This window comes from Pseudomonas sp. GV047 (genome assembly GCF_003058245.1).
Classification (GTDB): Bacteria; Pseudomonadota; Gammaproteobacteria; order Pseudomonadales; family Pseudomonadaceae; genus Aquipseudomonas; species Aquipseudomonas marginalis.
On sequence record NZ_QCWA01000013.1, the window covers coordinates 136,196 to 161,083 of the forward strand.

General features: G+C 60.3%; 22 protein-coding genes. 5 read left to right on the forward strand and 17 right to left on the reverse strand.

Translation table 11 applies throughout. The features are described 5' to 3' along the window. Positions 1–61: 61 nt before the first annotated feature. The 5 genes from C8K58_RS26850 to leuA all read left to right on the forward strand — a co-directional run bounded on the left by C8K58_RS26850 (position 62) and on the right by leuA (position 9,633). The gene (locus tag C8K58_RS26850) at positions 62–952 is read left to right on the forward strand and encodes a LysR family transcriptional regulator (RefSeq protein WP_108574637.1); all 891 of its coding nucleotides are present in this window, start codon (positions 62–64) and stop codon (positions 950–952) included. Between the two features lie 10 nt (positions 953–962). Continuing rightward, positions 963–2,342, forward strand: coding sequence for an exodeoxyribonuclease VII large subunit (gene xseA / locus C8K58_RS26855; protein ID WP_108574638.1), 1,380 nt, complete (start codon positions 963–965; stop codon positions 2,340–2,342). A gap of 3 nt (positions 2,343–2,345) precedes the next feature. Continuing rightward, on the forward strand, positions 2,346–3,167 hold the full coding sequence (locus C8K58_RS26860) for a M23 family metallopeptidase (protein WP_027605425.1): 822 nt from the start codon (positions 2,346–2,348) through the stop codon (positions 3,165–3,167). A 231-nt stretch (positions 3,168–3,398) separates the two neighbouring features. Further along, the gene (locus C8K58_RS26865; RefSeq protein ID WP_133822151.1) at positions 3,399–7,583 is read left to right on the forward strand and encodes a membrane-targeted effector domain-containing toxin; all 4,185 of its coding nucleotides are present in this window, start codon (positions 3,399–3,401) and stop codon (positions 7,581–7,583) included. Between the two features lie 370 nt (positions 7,584–7,953). Beyond that, a complete protein-coding gene (gene leuA / locus C8K58_RS26875) occupies positions 7,954–9,633 on the forward strand; it encodes a 2-isopropylmalate synthase (protein WP_027605424.1) in 1,680 nt (559 codons plus the stop codon). A 90-nt stretch (positions 9,634–9,723) separates the two neighbouring features. Here leuA and C8K58_RS26880 read toward each other — a convergent pair whose 3' ends face one another. The 17 genes from C8K58_RS26880 to iscU all read right to left on the reverse strand — a co-directional run bounded on the left by C8K58_RS26880 (position 9,724) and on the right by iscU (position 24,859). Further along, entirely contained in the window at positions 9,724–10,515 is a 792-nt protein-coding gene (locus C8K58_RS26880; RefSeq protein ID WP_027605651.1) for an amidohydrolase, read from the reverse strand. Next, positions 10,503–11,651, reverse strand: coding sequence for a pyridoxal phosphate-dependent aminotransferase (locus tag C8K58_RS26885; protein ID WP_027605423.1), 1,149 nt, complete (start codon positions 11,649–11,651; stop codon positions 10,503–10,505). The genes C8K58_RS26880 and C8K58_RS26885 overlap by 13 nt, the downstream gene beginning before the upstream one ends. Before the next feature lie 135 nt (positions 11,652–11,786). Beyond that, positions 11,787–13,256: a ribosome biogenesis GTPase Der gene (gene der, locus C8K58_RS26890; RefSeq protein ID WP_027605422.1), complete on the reverse strand. Its 1,470-nt coding sequence runs from the start codon at positions 13,254–13,256 to the stop codon at positions 11,787–11,789. 139 nt (positions 13,257–13,395) lie between these two features. Continuing rightward, on the reverse strand, positions 13,396–14,547 hold the full coding sequence (gene bamB, locus C8K58_RS26895) for an outer membrane protein assembly factor BamB (RefSeq protein WP_027605421.1): 1,152 nt from the start codon (positions 14,545–14,547) through the stop codon (positions 13,396–13,398). Then, positions 14,540–15,181, reverse strand: coding sequence for a YfgM family protein (locus C8K58_RS26900; protein WP_027605420.1), 642 nt, complete (start codon positions 15,179–15,181; stop codon positions 14,540–14,542). The genes bamB and C8K58_RS26900 overlap by 8 nt, the downstream gene beginning before the upstream one ends. Positions 15,182–15,222: 41 nt before the next feature. Further along, positions 15,223–16,512: a histidine--tRNA ligase gene (gene hisS / locus C8K58_RS26905; RefSeq protein WP_027605419.1), complete on the reverse strand. Its 1,290-nt coding sequence runs from the start codon at positions 16,510–16,512 to the stop codon at positions 15,223–15,225. A gap of 23 nt (positions 16,513–16,535) precedes the next feature. Further along, positions 16,536–17,645: a flavodoxin-dependent (E)-4-hydroxy-3-methylbut-2-enyl-diphosphate synthase gene (gene ispG, locus C8K58_RS26910; protein WP_003175952.1), complete on the reverse strand. Its 1,110-nt coding sequence runs from the start codon at positions 17,643–17,645 to the stop codon at positions 16,536–16,538. A 2-nt stretch (positions 17,646–17,647) separates the two neighbouring features. Further along, positions 17,648–18,649, reverse strand: a complete 1,002-nt coding sequence (locus C8K58_RS26915) for a RodZ family helix-turn-helix domain-containing protein (RefSeq protein WP_027605418.1) — start codon at positions 18,647–18,649, stop codon at positions 17,648–17,650. Then, positions 18,649–19,407 carry a type IV pilus biogenesis/stability protein PilW gene (gene pilW / locus C8K58_RS26920; RefSeq protein ID WP_098478812.1) on the reverse strand — a complete coding sequence of 253 codons (759 nt, stop codon included), beginning with the start codon at positions 19,405–19,407 and terminating at the stop codon, positions 18,649–18,651. Before pilW ends, C8K58_RS26915 begins: the two co-directional genes overlap by 1 nt. A 12-nt stretch (positions 19,408–19,419) precedes the next feature. Continuing rightward, positions 19,420–20,568: a 23S rRNA (adenine(2503)-C(2))-methyltransferase RlmN gene (gene rlmN / locus C8K58_RS26925; RefSeq protein ID WP_027605416.1), complete on the reverse strand. Its 1,149-nt coding sequence runs from the start codon at positions 20,566–20,568 to the stop codon at positions 19,420–19,422. A gap of 29 nt (positions 20,569–20,597) precedes the next feature. After that, the gene (ndk, locus tag C8K58_RS26930) at positions 20,598–21,023 is read right to left on the reverse strand and encodes a nucleoside-diphosphate kinase (protein ID WP_017846179.1); all 426 of its coding nucleotides are present in this window, start codon (positions 21,021–21,023) and stop codon (positions 20,598–20,600) included. Between the two features lie 91 nt (positions 21,024–21,114). Beyond that, entirely contained in the window at positions 21,115–21,315 is a 201-nt protein-coding gene (iscX, locus tag C8K58_RS26935; protein ID WP_017846180.1) for a Fe-S cluster assembly protein IscX, read from the reverse strand. A gap of 14 nt (positions 21,316–21,329) precedes the next feature. Further along, entirely contained in the window at positions 21,330–21,671 is a 342-nt protein-coding gene (gene fdx, locus C8K58_RS26940) for an ISC system 2Fe-2S type ferredoxin (RefSeq protein WP_027605415.1), read from the reverse strand. Between the two features lie 3 nt (positions 21,672–21,674). Next, on the reverse strand, positions 21,675–23,537 hold the full coding sequence (hscA, locus tag C8K58_RS26945; protein ID WP_108574640.1) for a Fe-S protein assembly chaperone HscA: 1,863 nt from the start codon (positions 23,535–23,537) through the stop codon (positions 21,675–21,677). Between the two features lie 53 nt (positions 23,538–23,590). Continuing rightward, a complete protein-coding gene (gene hscB / locus C8K58_RS26950) occupies positions 23,591–24,112 on the reverse strand; it encodes a co-chaperone HscB (RefSeq protein WP_108574641.1) in 522 nt (173 codons plus the stop codon). Positions 24,113–24,120: 8 nt separating this feature from the next. Continuing rightward, positions 24,121–24,444, reverse strand: coding sequence for an iron-sulfur cluster assembly protein IscA (gene iscA / locus C8K58_RS26955; protein ID WP_024077295.1), 324 nt, complete (start codon positions 24,442–24,444; stop codon positions 24,121–24,123). A gap of 28 nt (positions 24,445–24,472) precedes the next feature. Next, positions 24,473–24,859 (reverse strand): Fe-S cluster assembly scaffold IscU, encoded by a 387-nt coding sequence (iscU, locus tag C8K58_RS26960; protein ID WP_003175965.1) that lies wholly within the window; start codon positions 24,857–24,859, stop codon positions 24,473–24,475. Positions 24,860–24,888 lie beyond the last annotated feature (29 nt).

Genomic DNA, 24,888 nt, shown 5'->3' on the forward strand with positions numbered 1-24,888 from the left:
TCGGTGAGGGATGCGACTAATATCTTCAAAGCCCCCTACCCATCTCGAAAAGGCATGACGTGTGATTTCCACCCGCCAACTGCGTTACTTCGTCGAAATCGCCGACAGCGGCAGCTTCAGTGCCGCCGCCGAACGTTTGTTCGTGGCGCAATCGGCCCTGAGCCGGCAGATCAAGGAGCTGGAAAACCAACTGCAAACCCCGCTGTTCGAACGCACCGCGCGCCAGCCGCGGCTGACTGCCGCCGGTGAAGCCTTCTATCCACGGGCGCGCAACCTGCTGAGCGAATTGCTCAAGGCCAGCCAGATGGCGACCCAAGTGGGCAACGGCGAATTGGGCACGCTGCGCCTCAGTCATTCGAGCACCGTGCCGATGAGCGGGCCTTTACTGCAAGGCATCGGCACCTGGCTGGAGCGCTGCCCTGGAGTGTCGATGGAGATCGGCAAACTGTCCTCCGAAGCGCAGTTGGAAGAAATCGCCGACGGTCGCCTGGAGGTCGGGGTGCTGCGCTTACCCGTGCTGCGCCAGCGCGAAGGTGTGCGGGTCATGCCTTTATACAGCGAACCCCTGCTGCTAGCCGTGCCTGTGAGTCATGCGCTGGCACGCAGCCAGGCGCCCATCGAACTGGAGCAACTGAAAGACCAGGCGTTTATCTCGATCCCCCATCCCCAGCGTGGCGGCCTGAGTTATCTGTCGGCCGAACTGTGCATGCGTGCGGGATTTTTCCCCAAGGCCGCGCGAGTAATGTCACGCAAGACCACCCAGTTGCAGTTGATCCAGGCCGGTTTCGGTATAGCCTTGCTGCCAAAGTCCATGCAGGACATCGCCCCCGCCAACGTGTACTTTTTGCCCCTGGCCGACCCGGACTGCCTGAGCACCGTCGCCCTGGCCTGCCAGCAGTCACCGAGCGCGTTGGTGGAGCAGTTCTGTCAAACCCTGCGCGAATGCCTATAAACTGCCGCCCATGATTAAAGATCCCTTTGCCCGCTTGGGCCTGGACCGCGAAGTCCTGACTGTCAGCCAGCTCAACGGCCGCGCGCGGGTGTTGCTGGAAGACGTGTTCACCAATATCTGGGTCGAAGGCGAGATCTCCAACCTCGCCCGCCCGGCCTCCGGCCATGTGTACTTCACCCTCAAGGACAGTGGCGCCCAGGTGCGTTGTGCGCTGTTTCGCAATAACGCCGCGCGGGTCCGCCAGGTGTTGAAGGATGGCCTGGCGGTGAAGGTGCGCGGCAAGGTCTCGCTGTTCGAGGGCCGTGGCGACTACCAGTTGATCCTCGATACCGTCGAACCCGCCGGGGATGGCGCGCTGCGCCTGGCCTTCGATGCCCTGAAGGAAAAACTCAGCGCCGAGGGCCTGTTCAGTGCCGAACGCAAGGTGCCGCTGCCCGCGCACCCGCGCCGCATCGGCATTATCAGTTCGCCCACCGGTGCGGTGATCCGCGACATCATCAGCGTGTTCCGCCGTCGCGCGCCCCAGGTGCAATTGACGTTGATCCCCACCGCCGTACAAGGCCGCGAAGCGATCCCGCAGATTGTGCGCGCGCTGAAGCTGGCGGATGCCCGTGGCTTTGACGCGCTGATCCTGTCCCGTGGCGGCGGCTCGCTGGAAGACCTCTGGTGCTTCAACGAAGAGGCCGTGGCCCGCGCGGTGGACGCGTGCGTGACGCCGATCGTCAGTGCGGTCGGCCATGAGACCGATGTGTCCATCAGCGATTTCGTTGCCGACGTACGCGCGCCCACACCTTCGGCGGCCGCTGAGTTGCTGGCCCCCGACGCCAGTAACCTGGTGCGCCAGGTCGAAAGCCTGCACCGCCGCCTGGTGATGCTGATGCGCAATCGCCTGACCCACGACCGCCTGCGCCTGGAAGGCATGGCCCGGCGCCTGCGGCCCCCCGGCGAACGTCTGCGCCAGCAGGCCCAGCGCCTGGACGACCTGGATATGCGCCTGCGCCGCGCCTTCGAGCGCAACCTCAATACCCGTCGCGAACGCCTGATCCGCCTGGAAACCCGCCTCGCCGGCCAGCATCCGGGGCGCCAGTTGGCCCTGCTGCGCCAGCGCCTGGACAGCCTTGCCGAGCGCCTGCCCCGCGCCATGCGCGAAGGCCTCAAGGCGCGTCGCCTGCAACTGCAAAGCCAGGTGCAGACGTTGCAGGTGGTCAGCCCGCTGGCAACCTTGGGCCGTGGCTACAGCATTTTGCTCGACGAGCGTGGCCAGGCCATCCGCAACGCCGCACAGACCCACACCGGCCAGCGCCTCACCGCGCGCCTCGGTGAAGGCCAATTGCAGGTGCGGGTGGAAGATAACCACCTGACCCCCGTCACCCTTTCGTTATTGGATTGATTGATGCCACGTTTCTTTAGTGTGTTGTTGCTGCTATGCCTCGCCGTTAACGCTCATGCCGACAGCTATATCAGCCGTACCTTGAACAAGCCGGTGCCCGGCGGCGTTGCGGTGGTTGAACTGGGCCCTTCGGCTGCCGCGCCGAAAGCCACGTACCAGGGCAAACCCGTGCTGGTGGTGAAGGAGCAGGACAACTGGCTGGCGATTGTCGGCATCCCGCTGACGGTCAAGCCGGGCAACGAGCGCATCAGCAGCGGCGGGCGCAGCCTGCCGTTTATCGTCGGCTACAAGAAATACCCGGAACAGCGCATCACCCTGAAGAACAAAAGCCAGGTCAACCCCGACCCGGCGCAGCTCAAGCGCATCGAGGGCGAGTTGGCCGTGCAGCTCAAGGCCTACCGCAGTTTCAGCCCGAACCTGCCGAGCAACCTGGTGCTGGACAAACCGGTGAACGGGCCGCTGTCGAGCAAGTTTGGCGTGCGCCGCTTCTTCAACGGTGAAGAGCGCAATCCTCATTCGGGCCTGGACTTTGCCGTGCCGGCCGGTACACCGATCAAGACGCCGGCGAACGGTAAGGTGATTCTGACCGGCAACTACTTCTTCAATGGCAATACCGTGTTTGTCGACCACGGCCAGGGCTTTATCAGCATGTTCTGCCATATGTCGAAGATCGATGTAAAAGTCGGCGATCAACTGGTGCGCGGTACGGTGGTGGGCAAGGTCGGCTCGACGGGCCGTGCGACCGGGCCGCATATGCATTGGAATATCAGCCTCAATGACGCACGGGTCGATCCTGCGATATTTATCGGCGCCTTCCAGCCCTGATACACGACAGCGCATTCAGCCCGGTCTGGACGTTCAAAACCCACGGGTAGACCGGTCACTGACGACCGCCCTCTTTCAACGACCATGGCGCCGAACTCGACACAGTGCGTCGCCATTCCCACCTATTCTTGAAGGAACCTTCATCGCTTGACTTGCCACCCACACACCGAATCCCAGGGAGGACAATTCGCTCACAAGGACACATAAAGCAAGTCTTGTGGAGTTTCCTTAATGCATATCTATGACCTCAGGCCCGCGCCACCCCAAATCGATATTCCACCTGCTCGTCCCGCATCATCTACGCCAGCAGCCCAGAACGACAGCCCAGGCCCACAACCCGCCCCCGCCAGGTCTCGTTCGTCCGTACGGGGACTCGCCAGCCTCTCCGCCCCTTACTCGTCGGGCATAAATCCCGCCACTGCCATCCGCAGCCCTCTCTCGAATCACTTCAAGATCGGCGATCTGCAGTTACTGAATGAACAGTACTCCGGCCTCATGGACGAGATGGCCTCACAACAACGCCAGCGTCCTGATTTCAAAAGCTTTTTGCAGACACGGCTGGCACAGGCGTTTCCTCAACTGAATCCCCTCGACCCGGACAAGGTTTCGTTCAATAGCTATACGTCAAGCAACGGCGTAGAACAGTTGAAATCCTCCGAGCCAATAATGACTGCCTTGAGCCGCGCGATTCGGGAAATCTATGCCAACCCGAGCAAACAGCTATTCGAGACACCGGGGGTCAGGACCGAATTCGTGACCCAGCCTGCGCCCGATCAGGCCGCCAATGTCCTCCAGCCCACCGCCTCGCTGCACACCATCGCCAGGAGCATTGCCACCGAGTACGCTCAGACGCTTCGGGAATACTGGACCACGCCCCAGCTTTCAGCGAACTCGCCCTCGCCACAGGACCAACTGTTATGGGTCCACAAACATCAACTGTCGACCTTGGCAGCCATCCGCAAGATGGACGGCACGCTGAGCCCGGCCAGTAAAGAGTTGATCGACAACGCGCTGCGCTACCCGTCTCTAGAGGAACGGGAAAGTAAACTGCCTGAAGGATCAAGACCCGGTGTGTACCCCATCACCATTGATGACGGCACAGTACAGGGTGCAGCCTTCGCCGGTGCGTTCATGATCACCAGCAAGGATGGCTCTTCAGCGTCCACCCCGACCTGGCCTGCCACCGGTCGGGAGATTAAGCTCAACGACCAGAATGGCCCCGTGGTGCTCTATACCCCCAGCGAAGGTTTCGAGGAGTTCGCAACCCCGGCACTGTTACGCGAAGCACTGGCGCAACGGCTCGACAGCGGCGGGCCGGCCGCCGAGCTGTTGAGGCAAAGCCTGCCGCTTTCGCTGCAAAACCGCGCGTCGCCGCCTACGGGGGATGACTTGATGCTAGGCGTGGCGCCCCTGGCCGGGGATGTGCAGGCAGAGGGGATAAATTTGCTGCTCCAGCGCCAGGGCGCGGAAGTCGATGCGTTGATGGCCAGGACATTCACCCCGCAGCGGCCATCAAGCCCCGCACCAACGCTGGGGCCCACGCTCATGACGGCCCTGGATGATGCCGCTGACTGGTCGGCACAAGTCGACGGCAGCAACGCCATGCTTGCGCGTAACGAGAAATTGGCCGAGAAAGGCCAGCCGGGCTGGTTGAAAAACCTCAGCCCTGCTCAAGAATTGCTCTACAGCCACGTGGAAGGGAAAGCGACAAAGAGCGCTGAACAACTCGCATCCCTGCTGGAAAACATTCCGTCCTTATCCAGCTTTGCCACGTCGCAAATGAATGAAGCGCTGAAACAGGCTTACCCCCAGGCCAATGTGGACGCCGATCAACTGATGGTTAAAGTAGTCACCAAGACGCGTTTCCACCTCGGTCGCTCCGGTATTCCACACCCCCCCTCCACGACCACCACCTACCTGCCACTGTCCGACCTGGCCCTGAAAAACCCAAGCCAATGGGAAATGGGCGAAAGCCACAAGCACACCGAGACCACCATGACCCTGGCGCTGCAAGACACCAAGGGCTCACCGGTTCTAGATGATCAGAAGCGGCCGATCACCCTCGATACACAACAACTCAAGCGCCTGGTCAACACTGCGGATGTGGGTGGCGAATACACCAAGCTGCTGGAGACGCGCATGGCACCGGATGCCGAATCGGGGCCGGCGGCTGATTTACACAAGACGTGGAAGGCCAGCAATGCCGACTTGATGGAGAAAGAAGCGTTCCTGGCACAACTCAACCCCAGTGGGTTCCAAGCCGATGCCAGCACCGACAAGACCTTGAAGCGGGGCGTACAGTGGATCAACGCGGTCCTGGATCATCCGGACCCGGCCCAGCGTGCGGAGGTGGATGGACAAACGATTGTTGCCAACACCCTGCTCCAGTTGGGCCAACCGGTTCGCGGCGTGATGGTCATCGGCAATCAAACGGACGCTTCTGTAGTGCTCTACAGCCCCGGAGCCCCCGACGGACTGGCGTTCAGGGAACTGCCCAACCTGGACGCATTGACGACGTTGCTGGAGAAGAAAGAATGGCAGGCCTATACCCAGAGCAGAAAATCGCCAACGGAAAAGAACGATTTTCAGCAATCCGTGGACGCTGCGCGCCGAGTCGCCACCAGTGGGGGCACCGATCTTCTTGCAGCCGCCGAGATTCTGGACAATGCAAGAAAACGTCTCCCCGATTCCATAACCCTAAAGCCGATGGAAACAGACATCCACGATGAATTGTTCACTCAACAGACGCGCCTGCTAATCGATAAAGCCGACTTCCAGTCAACCAGCAGTGCAGAAGTGAACGCCGAATCGATGCGTAACAAGATCATGTTTGGCGTGGAGGTGGGCAGCCTGTTTCTGGACCTCATACCGGTCATCGGCCGGGGCATTTCTACCGGGGTGAAGGTGGGCAGTCGGCTCGGCCGAGCGGCACTGAAAGCCATCCAGAGCAATGCCCGGCACTTGCCCGGTGGGCTGCTCACACGCGGCGGCCGGGTCAACCTTTTCGCCGACTTCACCGCGCTTGCATCAGGCCTGCCCAATGTGCCGAGCACGCCTTTGCGTCCGGTGTTTCGCGCGGCGGGAACGCCCGTCCCCGTCGCTCCCGTCGCAAGGTCGCTGCTCACCCAGGGAACGCCCCCGCCCGGCGCGCCTGTCCCGCCTGCCGTCCCTTCGACCAGCGCGGGCATCAGGGCGTCCCAGGCAATCCCCAGCCCCGTCGTGCATTCCGTTACGCCACCGCGAGACCTGAGCGCCTACTCCGTCCCTGAAGACACGCTTAGAGGCGTCCGACCAAACGCCAATGGCATTTATCAAGTGGGAGAAAACTGTTACATCCGCTATACCGACAGCACCGGAATCAACCGCCCCTACCAGATTTATTCTGTGTTCAACGCCAGGCATGGGCGGGTCAGTATTATCGACCCCAAAGTGCCGTCGGATGCCCCCAGCATCTACAAGAATGTGGCGTTCATGGAATCAACCGGGACAGGGGAATGGCGCCTGAGTGAGTTGCCCGGCGCCAAAAGGCACAGAGGACGAACTTCACCACCGGGCGACGAATATATGGATCGCGTGCTCAGTGGCCAAGCGGCCAGAGACTTCGACGGGAACGCGGCCACCACCGGGCAACTGAGGCGTTGGTTCAGGCGTGACGTGCAGGACTTCTTTGCCCGCATGAGTGCGGGGCAACTGCCGGCACGGCCTGCCATTCCAGCCATCCCTGAGAATGCGACGTCGGCCCAGCTGATTAAATCGACCTTGGCGCCAGCCGATGTAAATGGCCTGGTCATAGGCGAACTTCACCACGAGCCAGGGGGCTACAAGTTCATCATTGAAAACATGGCGAACTTAAAAGCAAACGGAGTCACAACGATTTATCTCGAAAATGCCCCGTACTTCGAGGGCTCTCCAGTGTTCGGCGCCGGCGCCTATCAACCTCAGGATGCGGGATATGCCTTTCCCCGCCCTTACAATTACTCAACCTATGCACCAAACAGTCCGACCCCGTATGACCTCATTCAGGAAGCCGACAAACACGGCATTAAGGTCATAGGGCTCGAGCATCCTTACCTCACAGCCCATAGCGATAACTTCGCGGCCAGGGCTGGTAACCAAGGCTACGTCCAAGAGCGCTTGTCAGACTTCAATTACTACGCGACAAAAATCATCGGGAAGACACCACCGGGGGAGAAATGGGTGGCGTTGGTTGGCAACGTGCACATGAATACGGCCGCCGGTGTTCCAGGGGTTGCCGAGTTGAACAAAGGGGTCGGAATCTCGATTATCGAGGCTCCCCAGGGCGCAAAAAGCTTGGCGATCCCCCCAGGCGCGAAAGCCACTACCTCCCCAAGTTTCGCCGATTTACAACCGGATATTGAATTCAAGCAAAACGTTGATGATCTACGACTACCGTAGCAGGCAACCCAGGATGCCGTACCGGCGCTGACGTCGCCGTACGGCAACCACCCATTGCGCACCCACGAAGATGAGCAAAACAAAAACCACAAAAAACCAAAAAACAAACAATAAAAACCTACAAAAATGCGAAATCGTAGATTTTATATCAATTTTTCTTGAGCGCTTGCCATCTCCTATCCCCCGCGGTTAGGGTTAAATCCATGAAAACCTCTCACACCCTCATCCAGCTTCGCCAGCACCGCAGCCTGTGCCTCGTCAGCGCACGACTGCCAGGCTGAATCGATCTGCCTCGTCTTTACGTTTTATCCCTAAAAACAGTTCTACGGCAGGCCGCCTTTTCTCGGCCCCTACAACAAAGGATTTCCCGATGAGCATGCTCAAAGACCCGTCTTCGAAGTACCGCGCGTTTCCGACCATCGATATCCCGGACCGCACCTGGCCTTCCAAAACCATCACCACCGCGCCGATCTGGTGCAGTTCCGACCTGCGTGATGGCAACCAGTCGCTGATCGAGCCGATGGACGCGGTGAAAAAGCTGCGCTTCTGGAAGACCCTGGTCGCGGTCGGCGTGAAGGAAATCGAGGCGTCGTTCCCTGCCGCATCGCAAACCGACTTCGACTTCGTGCGTACCCTGATCGAAGACAACCACATCCCCGAGGACACCACCATCCAGGTGCTGACCCAGGGCCGTGAAGACTTGATCGCACGCACCTTCGAATCCCTGCGCGGCGCCAAAAAGGCCATTGTGCACCTGTACAACGCCACGTCGCCGTCGTTCCGCCGCATCGTGTTCAACCAGGACAAGGACGGCATCAAGGCCATCGCGGTCAACGCGGCCAAGCTGTTCGTCAAGTACGCCGCCCAGCAGCCGGAAACCCAGTGGACCTTCGAGTACTCGCCGGAGACTTTCAGCGCTACCGAACTGGAGTTCGCCAAGGAAGTCTGTGACGCGGTGATCGAGGTCTGGAACCCGACGCCTGAGCACAAGATGATCCTCAACCTGCCGGCCACCGTCGAGTGCGCCACGCCGAACATCTATGCCGACCAGATCGAGTGGTTCGGTCGCCATATCAATCGTCGTGACAGCGTGATCATCAGCCTGCACACCCACAACGACCGTGGCACCGGCGTAGCCGCCACCGAGCTGGGCCTGATGGCCGGCGCGGACCGTGTCGAGGGTTGCCTGTTCGGTAACGGCGAGCGTACCGGTAACGTCGACCTCGTCACCGTGGCGTTGAACATGTACACCCAAGGCCTCGACCCGCAGCTGGACTTCTCCGACATCGACGGCGTGCGTAAAGTCGTCGAGGAGTGCAACCAGATCCAGGTACACCCACGTCATCCGTACGTCGGCGATCTGGTGCATACCGCCTTCTCCGGTTCTCACCAGGACGCGATCCGCAAGGGCTTCTCCCAGCAGAAAGAGGATGCGCTGTGGGAAGTGCCGTATTTGCCGATCGACCCGGCCGACATCGGTCGCAGCTACGAGGCGGTGATCCGCGTGAACAGCCAGTCGGGCAAAGGCGGCATCGCCTACCTGCTGGAGCAGGAATACGACATCAGCCTGCCGCGCCGCATGCAGATCGAGTTCAGCCAGGTGGTCCAGGCCGAAACCGACCGTGTGGGCCTGGAGATGACCGCACCGCAGATCTACGCCTTGCTGCAGCGTGAATACCTGCAAGCCAACACCCCGTATGCGCTGGTCAGCCATCGCCTGCAGGAAGAGAACGGCAACAGCTTTGTCGAAGTGGAAGTCTCGGGCAAGGGCCAGGGCGAAACCAACCTGCACTGGAAAGGCAAAGGCAACGGCGCACTGGAAGCGCTGGTGGCCGGCCTGCCAATTGGGGTGGAGATCATGGACTACAACGAACATGCCATCGGCGCAGGCACCAACGCCAAGGCCGCGGCCTATATCGAACTGCGTGTGAACGGTGAACGCCCGGTGCATGGCGTGGGTATTGATGAAAACATCACCACAGCGAGCTTCAAGGCACTGTTCAGTGCACTGAACCGCTCGTTGAGCCAGCAGGAAGCGAAAGCGGCGTAACCTTCGCCGTCATACAGAAGGCCCCTGGGTGAGCACCCAGGGGCCTTTTTTATTGAGTTTCAGATTTGGGTTGCCCCCGATAACGGCCTGTCAGACAAACTGAAAGCTATCGGCATCCAGGTTCGCCGGAAACCTGGTGCGATACGCCGCCAGTTCAGCCGCGCCCAGGCACACCTGGAACACCCCGTCCGCCTCCCCCGCACTCAGCAGGCTCTCACCCTGGAAATCCAGCACCTGGCTATCACCGGTGTAGGCAAAGCCCTTGCCGTCGGTGCCCACTCGATTCACCGCCGCTACGTAGCACAGGTTCTCGATAGCCCGCGCCGGCAACAAGCGGTTCCAATGCTGGCGCCGCGCCCCCGGCCAATTGGCGGTGTAGAGCAGCAAGTCAGTGTCCTGGGCATCCCGACTCCACACCGGGAAACGCAGGTCGTAGCAAATCAGCGGCCGAACACGCCAGCCTTTCAATTCGAACTGCACCTGGCGCTCGCCGGGGGTGTAGTGATTGTGTTCACCGGCCATACGAAACAGATGACGCTTGTCGTAGTGCAACACCTCGCCATCCGGCCGCGCCCACAACAGGCGGTTGCGGTGGCTGCCATCAGCGGCCTGGATGATCACGCTGCCGGTGATCACAGCGTTGTACTTCGCAGCCTGGGCCTGGAGCCACTGATGGGTCGGGCCGTTTTCCGGCTCGGCGAGGGTTTGCGACGCCATGGAGAAACCGGTGGTGAACATTTCCGGCAGCACGATCAGGTCGGCGCCGCGGGCCTGCTCCAGCAGCCCCTCGAAATGCTCGAGGTTGGCCTGGCGGTCGTGCCAGGCCAGGGTGGTCTGGACCAGGGCGATATTCAAGTCAGGCAATGCCGTCAAATCACGCATAGTTTTTCAGCCGCTTGTCGCAGCGTCTCCTCGCGTTTGGCAAAACACAGGCGCACCAGGCGCTGGCCTTGCGGTGGGCTCTGGTAGAACACCGAGACCGGGATGGTCGCCACGCCATGCTCGCGGGTCATCCACAGGGACATGGCGACGTCATCCAGGTCCGGACGTATTTGTGAGTAATCGACCAACTGGAAGTAGGTGCCGGCCACCCGGGTAAAGCTGAAGCGCGACGGTGCCAGCAGGTCGCAGAACAGGTCGCGCTTGGCCTGGTAGAACCCCGGCAGTTCATCGACGTGCTCCGGGTGTTCAGCCATGAAATCGGCCAACGCGAACTGCAACGGGGTCACACCACAGAAATTGACGTATTGATGCACTTTGCGCAGTTCGGCCGTCAGGGCCGGTGGCGCGACCACGTAGCCGGTTTTCCAGCCGGTGACGTGGTAGGTTTTGCCGAAGGAGCTGACCACGAACGCCCGCGGGTACAGCTCTTCATGGGCCAGGACGCTGACGTGGGGCACGCCGTCGAATACCAGGTGTTCGTAGACCTCGTCACTGACCAGGTAGATATCGCGGTCGCGGATCAGTTCGGCCAACTGGTCCAGCTCAGCGCGGCTGATCAGCGCGCCGGTTGGGTTGTGCGGGGTATTGAGGATGATCATGCGCGTACGTGGCGACAGCGCGGCCTTGATCTTCTCGAAGTCCAATGCAAAGCCTTGCAGGCTCAGTTGCACATGCACGCAGCGGCCACCGGCCAGTTCGACCGAGGGCTCATAGCTGTCGTAGCAGGGGTCGAACACAATGACCTCATCGCCAGTGCGAATCACCGCCTGGATCGCGCAGAAGATCGCGGCGGTGGCGCCGGGGGTGATGGTCACTTCACTGTCGGCATTCACCGTGGCGCCATAGCTGCGGGCGATCTTGGCCGCCACTTGCTGGCGCAAGGCCGGCAAGCCGGTCATCGGTGAATATTGGTTGTGCCCGCTGGCAACATGTTTGCCCACGGCATCGAGCAAAGCCTGAGGCCCATTGAAGTCGGGAAACCCCTGGGACAGGTTGAGCGCGCCGGTTTCGGCAGCGAGTTGCGACATGGTGGTGAAAATGGTCGTGCCGACATTTGGCAGCTTGCTGGTGATCATGGGAGCCCCCTTCGGGTGAGCTGCAAGTTTTAAGCTGCAAGCTGCAAGCAGGTCAAGCGACAAACCGCCAGGCACAAAAAAGGGCTCCAAAGGAGCCCTCTCTTGCAGCCTGTAACTTACAACGTGAAGCGGCTGCTATTTCTTGTCGCGACGCTTCTTGTCGGCCTTCTTGTGGTGAGTCATCAAACGACGCTTCTTGTTCACCTGACGGTCAGTCAATGTGTTCTTGTTGCCTTCGTATGGGTTCTCGCCCCCCTTGAACTCGATACGGATCGGCGTACCGACCAGTTTCAAGACGCGGCGGTAGGTGTTTTCCAGGTAACGCACGTAGGACTTGGGTACCTTCTCGATCTGGTTACCGTGGATCACGATAATCGGCGGGTTGGCACCACCCAAGTGGGCGTAACGCAGCTTGATCCGGCGGTTGTTGACCATCGGCGGCGCGTGCTCGCCAACGGCGTCTTCGAGGATCTGGGTCAGACGGTTGGTCGGCCAACGGGTAACGGCGGACTTGAACGAGTTCTGTACGGAAGCGTAGAGATTACCCACACCCGTGCCGTGCAGGGCCGAGATAAAGTGGATATCGGCGAACTCGACGAAGAACAGGCGGCGCTGCAGCTCGATCTTGACGAAATCGCGCTCGCTCGGCGTCATGCCGTCCCACTTGTTGATCGCAATAACCAGCGCCCGACCGGCTTCGAGGGCAAAGCCCAGCAGGTTGAGGTCGTGGTCCACCACGCCTTCGCGGGCGTCCATGACGAAGATCACCACGTTGGCGTCTTTGATCGCCTGCAGGGTTTTCACCACGGAGAACTTTTCAACTTCCTCGTGGATCTTGCCGCGCTTGCGCACACCGGCGGTGTCGATCAGCGTGTACTTCTCGTCGTTACGCTCGAACGGGATGTAGATGCTGTCGCGGGTGGTGCCGGGCTGGTCGTAGACGATTACCCGGTCTTCACCGAGCATACGGTTGACCAGGGTCGACTTGCCCACGTTCGGGCGGCCGATGATCGCGATCTTGATACCGTCTTTTTCGCTTGGACCCGGAATGCGCTTGGCTTCCTCGCCTTCGGCAACGACCTCTTCTTCGCCTTCTTCTTCCTCGGCGTCATCCTTGGGGAAGTCGCGCAGGGCGATTTCCAGCATCTGGGTGATGCCGCGACCGTGGGCACCGGCGACCGGGATCGCGTCGCCAAGACCCATCGGACTGAATTCGGCACGGGCCGCCTCAGGGTCGATGTTGTCGATCTTGTTGGCGACCAGATAGGAACGCTTGTTGCGCTTGCGCAGGTGCTCGCCAATCATCTGGTCGGCAGCGGTGTAGCCCGCGCGGGCGTCCACCAGGAACAACACGACATCGGCTTCTTCAATGGCCAGCAGGGACTGCTCGGCCATCTTTTCGTCCATGCCATGCTCATCACCGGAGATACCACCGGTGTCGACAATAATGTAGGAGCGCCCTTGCCACTTTGCCTCACCGTATTGGCGATCACGGGTCAGACCGGACAAGTCGCCGACGATGGCGTCACGAGTCCTGGTCAGGCGGTTGAACAAGGTGGACTTGCCGACGTTAGGTCGGCCCACCAGGGCGATTACGGGAACCATGCGGCTCTCCACTTCGTTATTTCAGAAAATACAAAAGCCGCTGCAAGGCAGCGGCTGGTGCTCGGGGCAGCATATTCAAATGCCGCATGCCCCGCCGAAGCGGGGCCGCCTGGGTTTTACCCCAAGCATAGTCAAACCTTTACTTGATGGTCAGGGCTTCCAGCTTGCCGCTGTTGCCGTAAACATAAAGCATGTTGCCCACCACCAGCGGACGGGCACGCAGGCCGTCGCTGTCGATACGCTCACGACCTACAAAACGACCATCCACCTGGCTCAGCAGGTGCAGGTAGCCTTCGAAGTCGCCGACCGCTACATAGCTGGAGAACACTTCCGGAGCCGACAGTTGACGACGGGCCAGGGAGTCATTGCTCCACAGTGCAGTGGTGGAACGCTCGTCGACACTTTCAACGGTGCCGGACGCCAGGCTTACGTAGACGCTGCCAAACCCTTGGGCGACACCCGCATAACTGGAAGCATCACGCTGCCAGTTGACCCGGCCGCTCTGCAGGTCCAGCGCGGCAACGCGGCCCTGGTAAGTGGCGACGTAGAGGGTTTCGCCCGACAGCAGCAAGCCACCGTCGATGTCCACTACGCGATCCAGCTCGGAACGACCTTGGGGGATGGCCACACGGGTTTCCCAGGCCGGCACGCCGTTCCTGGTGTCCAGGGCGACTACTTTACCGGTCGACAGGCCTGCAACGGCCAGATTGTTGGTCACAACCGGACCACTGGTACCGCGCAAGGTCAGCACCGCCGGGGTGCTGTCGTACAACCAACGCTGTTCGCCGGTGCTGGCGTCCAGGCCGATCACACGGTCATCCTGGGTTTGCACCACGACGATATCGCCGTTGGTGGCAGGCGGTGCGAGGACTTCACTGGTCACGCGAGCGCGCCATTTCTCTTCACCGGTGCTGGAGTCCAGCGCCACGACTTCGCCCTTGAGCGTGCCGAGCATGACCATGCCGTAACCCACGCCTACGGCGCCGGATACAGGCAATTCGAGGTCTTTCTTCCACTTCACGTCGCCGTTCATGCGATCCATGGAGATCACCACGCCGGTTACGTCAGCGGCCACAATGTTGTCACCGTCGATTGCCGGCACCAGCATGTTGTAGGTCTCGCCCTGGCCATCACCGATGGAGCGGCTCCATTGCTTTTGCAGGACGACTTCTTCCTTGAAGCTGGTCAGCTCGGCCGGAGGCAGTTCTTTTTTACTGTTGCTGCTGCAACCCGCGGCCAGAACGGCCAGAGCCAGCAATGCTGCATGTTTCCAACGGATCACGTCATGCATCCCCTTTGGCCAAGTCGTCCAGCTTGATTTGTAAGCCACCGACCGCCGCTTCATCAGACAGCGCCGCCTTGGCTTTCTTGTACGCAGCATTGGCTTCGTCGGTACGACCCAATTGGACCAACAGGTCGCCCTTGAGCTCTTCGCGAGTGGCTACAAATGCCTTGTCCGCATCGCCGTCGAGCAGTTTGAGTGCTTCGTCAGCCTTGTTCTGTGCCGCCAATACCTGGGCCAGGCGCTGACGCGCGATTTCACCCAGGGTCGGGTTGGTCGGCTTGTCGGCGATGGCCTTGAGTTCTGCGGCGGCGTCATCCAGCTTGCCGGTATCGACCGCGACTTTCGCGACGAACAGGCTGCCGTATTGGGCGTAGGTGCTGCCGCCGAATTCGTTCTTCAACTTGCCTGCCAGGTCTGCAACCTGCGCAGGGTCGGGCTTGCCGTCCGGCGTCAGGGTGGTTTCCAGCAATTGCTGATAAACGATCGAGGCGCCCTGGGACTGGTTGGCCTGATACTTTGTCCAGGCTTGCCAGCCGAACACCACCACTAAAGCCAGCAGACCGCCAGTAACCAGAGGCTTGCCGTTACGCTGCCACCAGTCCTTGAACTCGGCCAACTGCTCATCATCAGTACTCGACACCCCAATACTCCTTAATCGCTAAATTCGGCTGTTCGACAGCTTCAACCCTGCACGACGCAGGTGGCCAAGTGCGCAGCGAGCGCATCAAAGGCAATGTTCTGTTGCTCGCCCTGGCCACGCAGGGGTTTGAAACCTATCACTTGCTGGGCCAACTCGTCATCGCCAAGGATCAGTGCGTACAGTGCACCGCTCTTGTCGGCCTTCTTGAACTGGCTCTTGAAACTGCCTGCGCCGGCATTGACCTGAAGGCGCAGGTTGGGCAACTGGTCACGTACTTTTTCGCTCAGGGCCAGGGCGGCCAGTTCGGCGGCCTCGCCAAAGGCGCACAGGTACACGTCCACCTGACGGGAGATTTCTTCCGGAACCTGCTCCAGGGTTTCCAGCAGCAGGATCAGCCGCTCGATCCCCATGGCGAAGCCCACGCCGGTGGTCGGCTTGCCGCCCATCTGCTCGACCAGGCCGTCGTAACGGCCGCCCGCACACACGGTGCCCTGGGCGCCGAGCTTGTCGGTGACCCACTCGAACACGGTCTTGCTGTAGTAATCGAGGCCACGCACCAGCTTGGTGTTGATCACGAACGGAATGCCGGCCGCGTCCAGACGAGCCTTGAGGCCTTCGAAGTGAATGCGGGATTCGTCGTCCAGGTAATCGGCCATTTTCGGCGCATTGACCAGCACGGCCTGGGTGTCGGCGTTCTTGGTATCGAGGACGCGCAACGGGTTGGTCTTCAGACGACGCTGGCTGTCTTCATCCAACTTGTCCAGATGGGCGGACAGGTACTCGACCAGGGCCACTTTATAGCGGCCGCGGGATTCACTGGTGCCCAGGCTGTTGAGCTCAAGCTTGACCGCGTCGCGGATGCCCAGCAGGCCCCATAGGCGCCACGTCAGCACGATCAGCTCCGCGTCGATGTCCGGGCCGTCGATGTTGAACACTTCCAGGCCGATCTGATGAAACTGGCGATAACGGCCTTTCTGTGGACGTTCGTGACGGAACATCGGGCCGATGTACCACAGTTTCTGCGGCTGGCCAGCACCGGTGAGGCCATGCTCAAGCACGGCGCGCACGCACGCGGCGGTACCTTCCGGACGCAAGGTCAGGGAGTCGCCGTTACGGTCTTCAAAGGTGTACATCTCTTTTTCGACGATGTCGGTCACTTCACCGATGGAGCGCTTGAACAGCTCGGTGAACTCGACGATCGGCATGCGGATCTGCTTGTAACCGTAGTTATCCAGCAGGCGCGCGACAGTCCCCTCGAAGTAGCGCCACAGCGGCGTTTGCTCCGGCAGGATGTCGTTCATGCCACGAATGGCTTGCAGAGACTTGCTCACATCAAATCCTTAAATTCGTTCAATCAGCCGCGAGCGATCAGCGCTGCGTCAGCCGCGACCTTTTCGGCCGCTTTCTCGCGGATCAGCTTTTCCAGCTCATCCACCAGATTGTCATTCGTTAACTTCTGCGACGGCTTACCGTCGATGTAAATCAGGTTCGGTGTACCGCCGGTCAAGCCCACATGGGCTTCCTTGGCTTCACCCGGGCCGTTGACCACACAACCGATCACTGCAACATCCAACGGCACCAGCAGGTCTTCGAGGCGCAACTCAAGGTCGTTCATGGTTTTTACCACGTCGAAGTTCTGCCGCGAGCAACTCGGGCAGGCAATGAAGTTGATACCGCGGGAACGCAAACGCAGGGATTTGAGAATGTCGTAGCCGACTTTCACTTCCTCTACCGGGTCTGCCGCCAACGAGATGCGGATAGTATCGCCAATCCCTTCGGCGAGCAGCATACCGAGACCCACCGCAGATTTCACTGTGCCTGAGCGCAAACCGCCGGCTTCGGTGATCCCCAGGTGCAGCGGCTGCACGATTTCCTTGGCCAGCAGGCGGTAGGCTTCCACCGCCATGAACACGTCGGAGGCCTTTACGCTGACCTTGAAGTCCTGGAAGTTCAGGCGTTCGAGGTGTTCAACATGACGCAGTGCAGACTCGACCAGCGCTGCCGGGGTCGGCTCGCCGTACTTCTTTTGCAGGTCTTTTTCCAGGGAACCGGCGTTGACGCCGATGCGGATCGGGATCCCGCGATCACGAGCAGCGTCCACCACAGCGCGCACACGGTCTTCACGACCGATGTTGCCCGGGTTGATGCGCAGGCAATCGACACCCAACTCGGCCACGCGCAGGGCGATCTTGTAGTCGAAGTGAATGTCGGCAACCAGCGGCACCTTGACCAGCTGCTTGATGCGACCGAAAGCCTCGGCAGCGTCCATGTCCGGGACGGATACCCGAACGATGTCTACCCCGGCCGCTTCCAGGCGATTGATCTGGGCAACGGTAGCGGCAACGTCATTGGTGTCGCTGTTGGTCATGCTCTGTACCGCGATGGGGGCGTCGCCACCCACCGGCACCGAGCCGACCCAGATCTTGCGCGATACGCGACGTTTGATTGGAGATTCGCCGTGCATGACTATTGTCCCAACTTCAGGCGAGCGGTCTCGCCAGTGGTGAACGGCGCTACGTCTACAGGCTGGCCGTTGTAGGCCACTTGCGCGCCACGGGCGAAGCCCAGACGCAGCGTCAAAGGAGGCTTGCCGCCCAGGTCGAGCGTATCGCCCTTACGCTTGAGACCACTGACCAGCACTTTGCCGTTGCCATCGGTGACTTGCGTCCAGCAGTCAGCGACGAAGGTAATTTGTACACGCCCGTCACCGGCGATCAACGCAGGGGTGGTGGGTGGTGAAATCGCAGGGGCTGCCGGAGCGGTTGGCGCCGTAGTCGCTGGCGCCGGGACCGGAGCAGCCGGTGTATGAGCCTGGGCAACCGGAGCCGCGGGCGTGTGAGTTGGCGCGGTCGGTGTCACTGGGGCCGGTACGGCGGCGGTCGGGGCACTTTCCGGCTCGGACGGTTCAGCGGCGGCCGGGGTTTCGGGGGCAGCCTGGCCTTGGGCTACGGCCTGGTCTTCCGGCTCATCCAGCGGATGAATCTGGGTGGTGCCGTCGGCGCTTTCGACTTCGACGTGCTCCATGGCGTTGCTGGTCAGGTCCTTACTGCGCTGGGACGTCTGGTCTTGCCACCAGACGAAACCGCCGCCGATCACGGCGATCAGCAACAACAGGCTGACAATACGCAGGATTGTGTGGGAAACCCGCACCGGTTCTTCGATGCGACCCAGGCCATGCACGTTGCTGCCCTGGGAGTCGGTGCCGGTGAACTGGTCGAACTCCTGGACCAACACGGCCTGGTCGATGCCCAGCAACTTGGCGTAGGCGCGGATATAGCCACGGGCGAAGGTATGCCCAGGCAGCTTGTCGAATGCGCCGGCCTCAAGGTTGCCCAGGGAGGTGGTGGTCAAATTGAGCTTGAGGGCCACTTCCGCCAGCGACCAACCATTGCTTTCGCGGGCCTGACGCAAGGTGTCGCCTGGGTTTACGCGATTAGCTGCTACAACTTCCGGGTGCGCCGCTTTCATCATTGCTCCGACAGGTATTGCTGATATTCCGGCGTACCGGGATAGAGTCGTTCGAGTTGCTGGCCAAAACGTGCGGCCGTGTCGTGTTCTTCATGAACCGTCGCCAGGCGCACGCCGAGCAATAGACTACGTGCATTTTGCCCGCTGAGCAGGCTAAAACGCTCGTAATAGTCACGTGCCGGCACATAATGCCTGTCTTCGTAGGACAACTCAGCCATTTCGAGCAACGCTCGTGGCTGATGGCCGTTCAAGTGCAGGGCTTTTTCCAGCTGCTGGCGTGCGCTGTCGCGCTGGCCGAGGCGCATCGAGGTCACCCCAAGGTTCTCGAACACCCGCGCGCGCTCAGGATAGAGGGTATCGGTACTGGCTTGCTGGAAATAAAGGGCGGCCTGGTCAAAACGCTTTTGCTTGAACAGGAAACTGCCGTAATTGTTCAGCAGTTTCGGATCGGCAGGCCGTGCGGCCAGAGCTTTGTTGAAGTACCGGTCAGCCAGCTCAGGCTCGGCCTGGGCGTGAAACACCAGGGCCAGCGCAGCGTTGGCGTCGGCATCGTCGCTGTCCAGTTCAAGGGCTTTTTTCAACGGCACCTTGGCCTGCTCGCTCATGCCTTGGCGCAGGTAACCCAACCCCAGTTGCACATAGGCAACCCGCGCCTCGTCACGGCCCTTGCCGGTTTGCAAAGGGCTGTCATGGCCCGATGAAACACAACCGGCGGCGAGGCCGGTAACCAGCAAAAGCAGCGCAAGGCGCAAGGGCATAGAGATCCTCTCTCAGATTCGATTCACAGCAATTTGCGGCAGATCGTCGGCGGCGTTCAATTCACGCACGGCGATATAGCGCTCGCTGCGGCGGGTGCGGTCCATCACCTGCCCGACCAATTGACCACAGGCGGCGTCGATGTCTTCACCACGGGTGGTGCGCACGGTGACGTTGTAGCCGGCCTGGTGCAGTTGATCCTGGAAACGGCGAATGGCGTTGTTGCTTGGCCGCTCGTAACCAGAATGTGGAAACGGGTTAAACGGAATCAGGTTGATCTTGCACGGGGTGTTCTTGAGCAGTTCAATCATCTCGACCGCGTGTTCGACCTTGTCGTTAACATCCTTGAGCATGGTGTACTCAATGGTCAGCACACGTTTCTCGCCCAAGGTCGCCATATAACGCTGGCAGGATTCGAGCAGCATCTTAAGCGGATACTTCTTGTTGATCGGCACCAATTGGTTACGCAATGCGTCATTGGGTGCGTGCAGCGACAACGCCAGGGAGACGTCGATGTGCTTGGCCAGCTCATCGATCATCGGGACCACGCCGGAGGTCGACAGGGTCACACGGCGCTTGGAGATGCCGTAGCCCAGGTCGTCCATCATCAGGTGCATGGCTGCGATGACGTTGTCGAAGTTCAGCAGCGGCTCACCCATGCCCATCATCACCACGTTGGTGATGGCACGGTCGACGGTCGCCGGGACGCTGCCAAAGGATTTGTTGGCAATCCACACCTGGCCGATCACTTCGGCGGCGGTGAGGTTGCTATTGAAGCCTTGCTTGCCGGTGGAGCAGAAACTGCAGTCCAGGGCACAGCCTGCCTGGGACGAAACGCACAAGGTACCGCGCTTGCCCTGGGGAATGTACACGGTCTCGACGCAGCTGCCGGACGCTACGCGCACCACCCACTTACGGGTGCCGTCGCTGGAGATGTCCTCGCTGACCACTTCGGGGCCACGCACTTCAGCAATAGCCTTGAGCTTGTCGCGCAGGGCCTTGCTGACGTTCGTCATGGCGTCGAAATCGTCGACGCCAAAGTGGTGAATCCATTTCATTACCTGACCGGCACGGAAACGCTTCTCCCCGATTGAGTCGAAGAATTTTTCCATTTCCTGTTGAGTCAGACCCAGCAGGTTGGTTTTTACAGTCGATGTCGTCATGGATTCACCCTCACTCTTTAAGCCGATGCTTAGCGAGTGGTTACTTCGGTAGCTGCGAAGAAGTACGAGATTTCGCGAGCAGCAGCGGCTTCGGAGTCCGAACCGTGTACAGCGTTGGCGTCGATGGAGTCAGCGAAGTCAGCACGGATGGTGCCGGCAGCGGCTTCTTTAGGGTTGGTAGCGCCCATCAGCTCACGGTTCAGAGCGATGGCGTTTTCGCCTTCCAGAACCTGAACAACAACAGGACCGGAGATCATGAAGGCAACCAGGTCGCCGAAGAAGCCACGAGCGCTGTGCTCAGCGTAGAAGCCTTCAGCTTCAGCCTTGGACAGTTGCTTGAGTTTCGAAGCTACAACCTTCAGGCCGGCTTTTTCGAAACGAGTGGTGATCTCGCCGATGACGTTTTTTGCAACTGCGTCAGGCTTGATGATGGAGAAAGTACGTTGAACAGCCATGGTGTAACTCCAGAAACGGTAATTTACGAAAAATTAAACCCGCGAATTATACGCGGGTTCTTGGGTATTGCCTAACTGCGTAAGGGAGGCGTCAGTCCTGTTCTTCTTTCCAGGCAGTCTGGATAGCTTCCAGGACCTTTTCGCCACCGCGATCGCGCTCATCATCAAAGCCTGGCAAGGCCATGACCATGTCACGCAAAGCAACAAAATTCAGGGAATAGGGATCCATATCCGGGTTGCCGTCGGCCAACAGGATAGCGATCTCTTGCACATCAACCCATTTAAGACTCATGACACTTCCTTGAATCAGTGCGGCGCTTCGGCCGCATGGTTGAGCGAATATTTCGGAATTTCGACGGTAATGTCTTCAGTCCCGACCCTGGCCTGACAGCTTAGGCGAGAAGTGGCTTCCAGGCCCCAGGCGCGGTCAAGAAAATCTTCTTCCAACTCATCGGCCTCTTCCAGGCTATTGAAGCCTTCGCGAATGATGCAGTGGCAGGTGGTGCAGGCACACACACCCCCACAGGCACTTTCGATCTCGATGTGGTTGTCATGGGCAACTTCGAGGATGGACTTGCCGGTCTCAGCCTCAACAACCATACCGTCCGGGCAATGCTCGGCGTGTGGCAGAAAAATGACCTGCGGCATTAATTATTCCTCGATTTCATTCAGGTTGCGCCCGGCCAGTGCGGCTTTTACCGTCTGATCCATGCGGCGGGCAGCAAAGGCGTCAGTGACCTGCGACAAGCGCTTGGTCTGTTGCTCGATGGCGTAACCATCGTTGCCTTTCATCAGTTCGGCCAGTTCCTGCATCTGCAGGTCGATGACCATGCGCTCTTCGGCATCCAGCAGGCGCTCGCCGTCGGCATCCAGGGCGCCCTGCACCGCTTCGAGCAGGCGCTGGGCATCCACTTGTTGCTCGCGCAGTACGCGCGCGACCTTGTCGTCGCCGGCGTATTGGAACGAATCCTTGAGCATCTTGGCGATTTCACCGTCAGTCAGGCCGTAGGACGGCTTGACCTGGATGCTGGCCTCCACGCCGGACGCCAGTTCACGCGCGGCGACGCTGAGCAGGCCGTCGGCGTCGACCTGGAAGGTCACGCGAATCTTCGCCGCACCCGCGACCATGGCCGGGATGCCGCGCAATTCAAAGCGCGCCAGGGAGCGGCAGTCGCTGATCAGCTCGCGCTCGCCCTGCAGCACATGAATCATCATGGCCGTCTGGCCATCTTTGTAGGTGGTGAAGTCCTGGGCGCGCGCGACGGGAATGGTGGTGTTGCGCGGAATCACCTTCTCCATCAGGCCACCCATGGTTTCCAGCCCCAGGGACAGCGGGATGACGTCGAGCAACAGCAATTCGCCGCCATCACGCTTGTTACCGGCCAGGGTATCGGCCTGGATGGCGGCGCCAATGGCGACCACCTGGTCCGGGTCGATTTCCGTCAGCGGCTGGCGACCAAAGGCTTGGGCAACGGCTTCGCGAACCCGCGGCACACGGGTTGAACCGCCGACCATGACCACGGCACCGACGTCTTCCAGCTCGATACCGGAGTCACGCACGGCTCGACGGCAGGCTTTCAGGCTGCGGGCGATCATCGGTTCGATCAGCGAATCGAAGGCTTCGCGAGTCAGCTTGGCACACCAACTGCCGTAGGAAACGTCAACAGAAGCAGCGTCAGTCAGCGCCTCTTTAGCGGCACAGGCCGTTTGCAGCAGGTTACGCTGCTCGCCCGGATCCAGGTCAGCGGACAAGCCGGCGCTGCTGATGATCCAACCCGCGATGGCGTGGTCGAAGTCATCGCCACCCAGGGCTGTGTCGCCACCGGTAGCCAGTACTTCGAACACGCCGCCAGTCAGGCGCAGGATCGAAATATCAAAAGTGCCACCACCCAGGTCGTAAATAGCGACCAGGCCTTCGGCATGCTGGTCCAGGCCATAGGCCACGGCCGCAGCGGTAGGCTCGTTGAGCAGGCGCAACACGTTCAGGCCGGCGAGTTTCGCCGCGTCCTTGGTGGCCTGGCGCTGGGCATCATCGAAATACGCCGGGACGGTGATCACCGCGCCGACCAGTTCGCCACCCAACGTGGTTTCCGCGCGCTGGCGCAGCACCTTGAGGATATCCGCCGACACTTCCACCGGGCTTTTCGGGCCCTGGACGGTGTCGATGAACGGCATATGGGATTCGCCACCGACAAAGCGGTACGGCAGCTGGTCGCCCAATTGCTTGACGTCGGACAGACCACGGCCCATCAAGCGCTTGACCGACAGCACGGTGTTCAAAGGATCGGTAGACGCCGCCAACCTGGCTGACTCACCGACTTCGGTGCGATCAGCGTGATAACGCACGGCGGACGGCAGGATCACCTGGCCATCGGCATCGGGCAGCGGCTCGGACAGGCCGCTGCGCAAGGCAGCAACCAGGGAATTGGTGGTGCCCAGGTCAATCCCCACCGCCAGGCGACGCTGGTGCGGTTGAGGGCTTTGGCCGGGTTCGGCGATTTGCAGTAGAGCCATGGTAATCAGGTCTTATCTGTCTATCAGGCGCGCATCACGGGCAGCACACTGGGTTAATCGTCGAGGCGCTCTTCCAGCTGGCGCACTTCGTAGGTGAGCTTGTCGAGGAACTGCATGCGCCGCATCAGGCGCTCGGCCTGTTCACGTTGCGCTGCATCATCCCAACAGGCTGCGAAGCTTTCGTTGAGTTCATCCTGGGCAATTTTCAGACGACGCTTGAAGACCGCGACACCCGCCACATCGGCTTCGTCCTGCAGGTCTTCGAGTTCTTCACGCCATTGCATCTGCTGCATCAGGAAGTCCGGGTCGTGCACGGTCACTTCCAGCGGCAACTCGCCACCGTTCATCGCGAGCAGGTAACGCGCGCGTTTAGGAGGGCTCTTGAGCGTCTGATAGGCTTCGTTGAGGCTGGCCGATTGCTCCAGCGCCAGGCGCTGCTCACGCTCGGAAGCGTCAGCGAAGCGGTCCGGATGCACCCCACGCGCCAATTCTCGGTAGCGCGTGGCAAGCTGCTCGAGGTCCAGCCTAAAACTCGGCTGCAGCTCGAATAAAGCGAAATGACAAGGAGTACCCACGAATAGCCTCAGATGTTGAAGCTTTCGCCGCAGCCACATTCACCGCGCACGTTGGGGTTGTTGAACTTGAAGCCTTCGTTCAACCCTTCCTTGACGAAATCGAGTTCGGTGCCGTCCAGGTAGGTCAGGCTTTTAGGGTCGATGATCACTTTCTCGCCGTGACTTTCGAACACCTGGTCCTCATCGACCACCTCGTCGACGAACTCCAGCACATAGGCAAGGCCGGAGCAGCCCGTGGTGCGAACACCCAGACGAATCCCCTCACCTTTACCGCGCCCATCCAGGGAGCGTCGCACGTGCCGCGCAGCCGCTTCTGTCATGCTGATAGCCATCGTTGACTCCTTACTCGTCGCCAAATGCTTAGATCAAGCCTTTCTTCTGCTTGTAGTCGCGAACGGCCGCCTTGATGGCGTCTTCAGCGAGCACGGAGCAGTGGATTTTCACTGGCGGCAGGGCCAGTTCTTCGGCCAGCTGGGTGTTGCTGATAGTCACAGCCTCATCCAGGGTCTTGCCTTTCATCCATTCGGTCGCCAGGGAGCTGGAGGCGATCGCCGAACCGCAACCGTAAGTCTTGAACTTGGCGTCTTCGATAACGCCAGCGTCGTTGACCTTGATCTGCAGGCGCATCACATCGCCGCACGCCGGAGCGCCGACCATGCCGGTGCCGACATCAGGATCTTCCGCGTTCATCTTGCCGACGTTGCGCGGGTTTTCGTAGTGGTCGATGACCTTTTCGCTGTAAGCCATGGTACTGAATCCTCACTCATCAGGGCCGC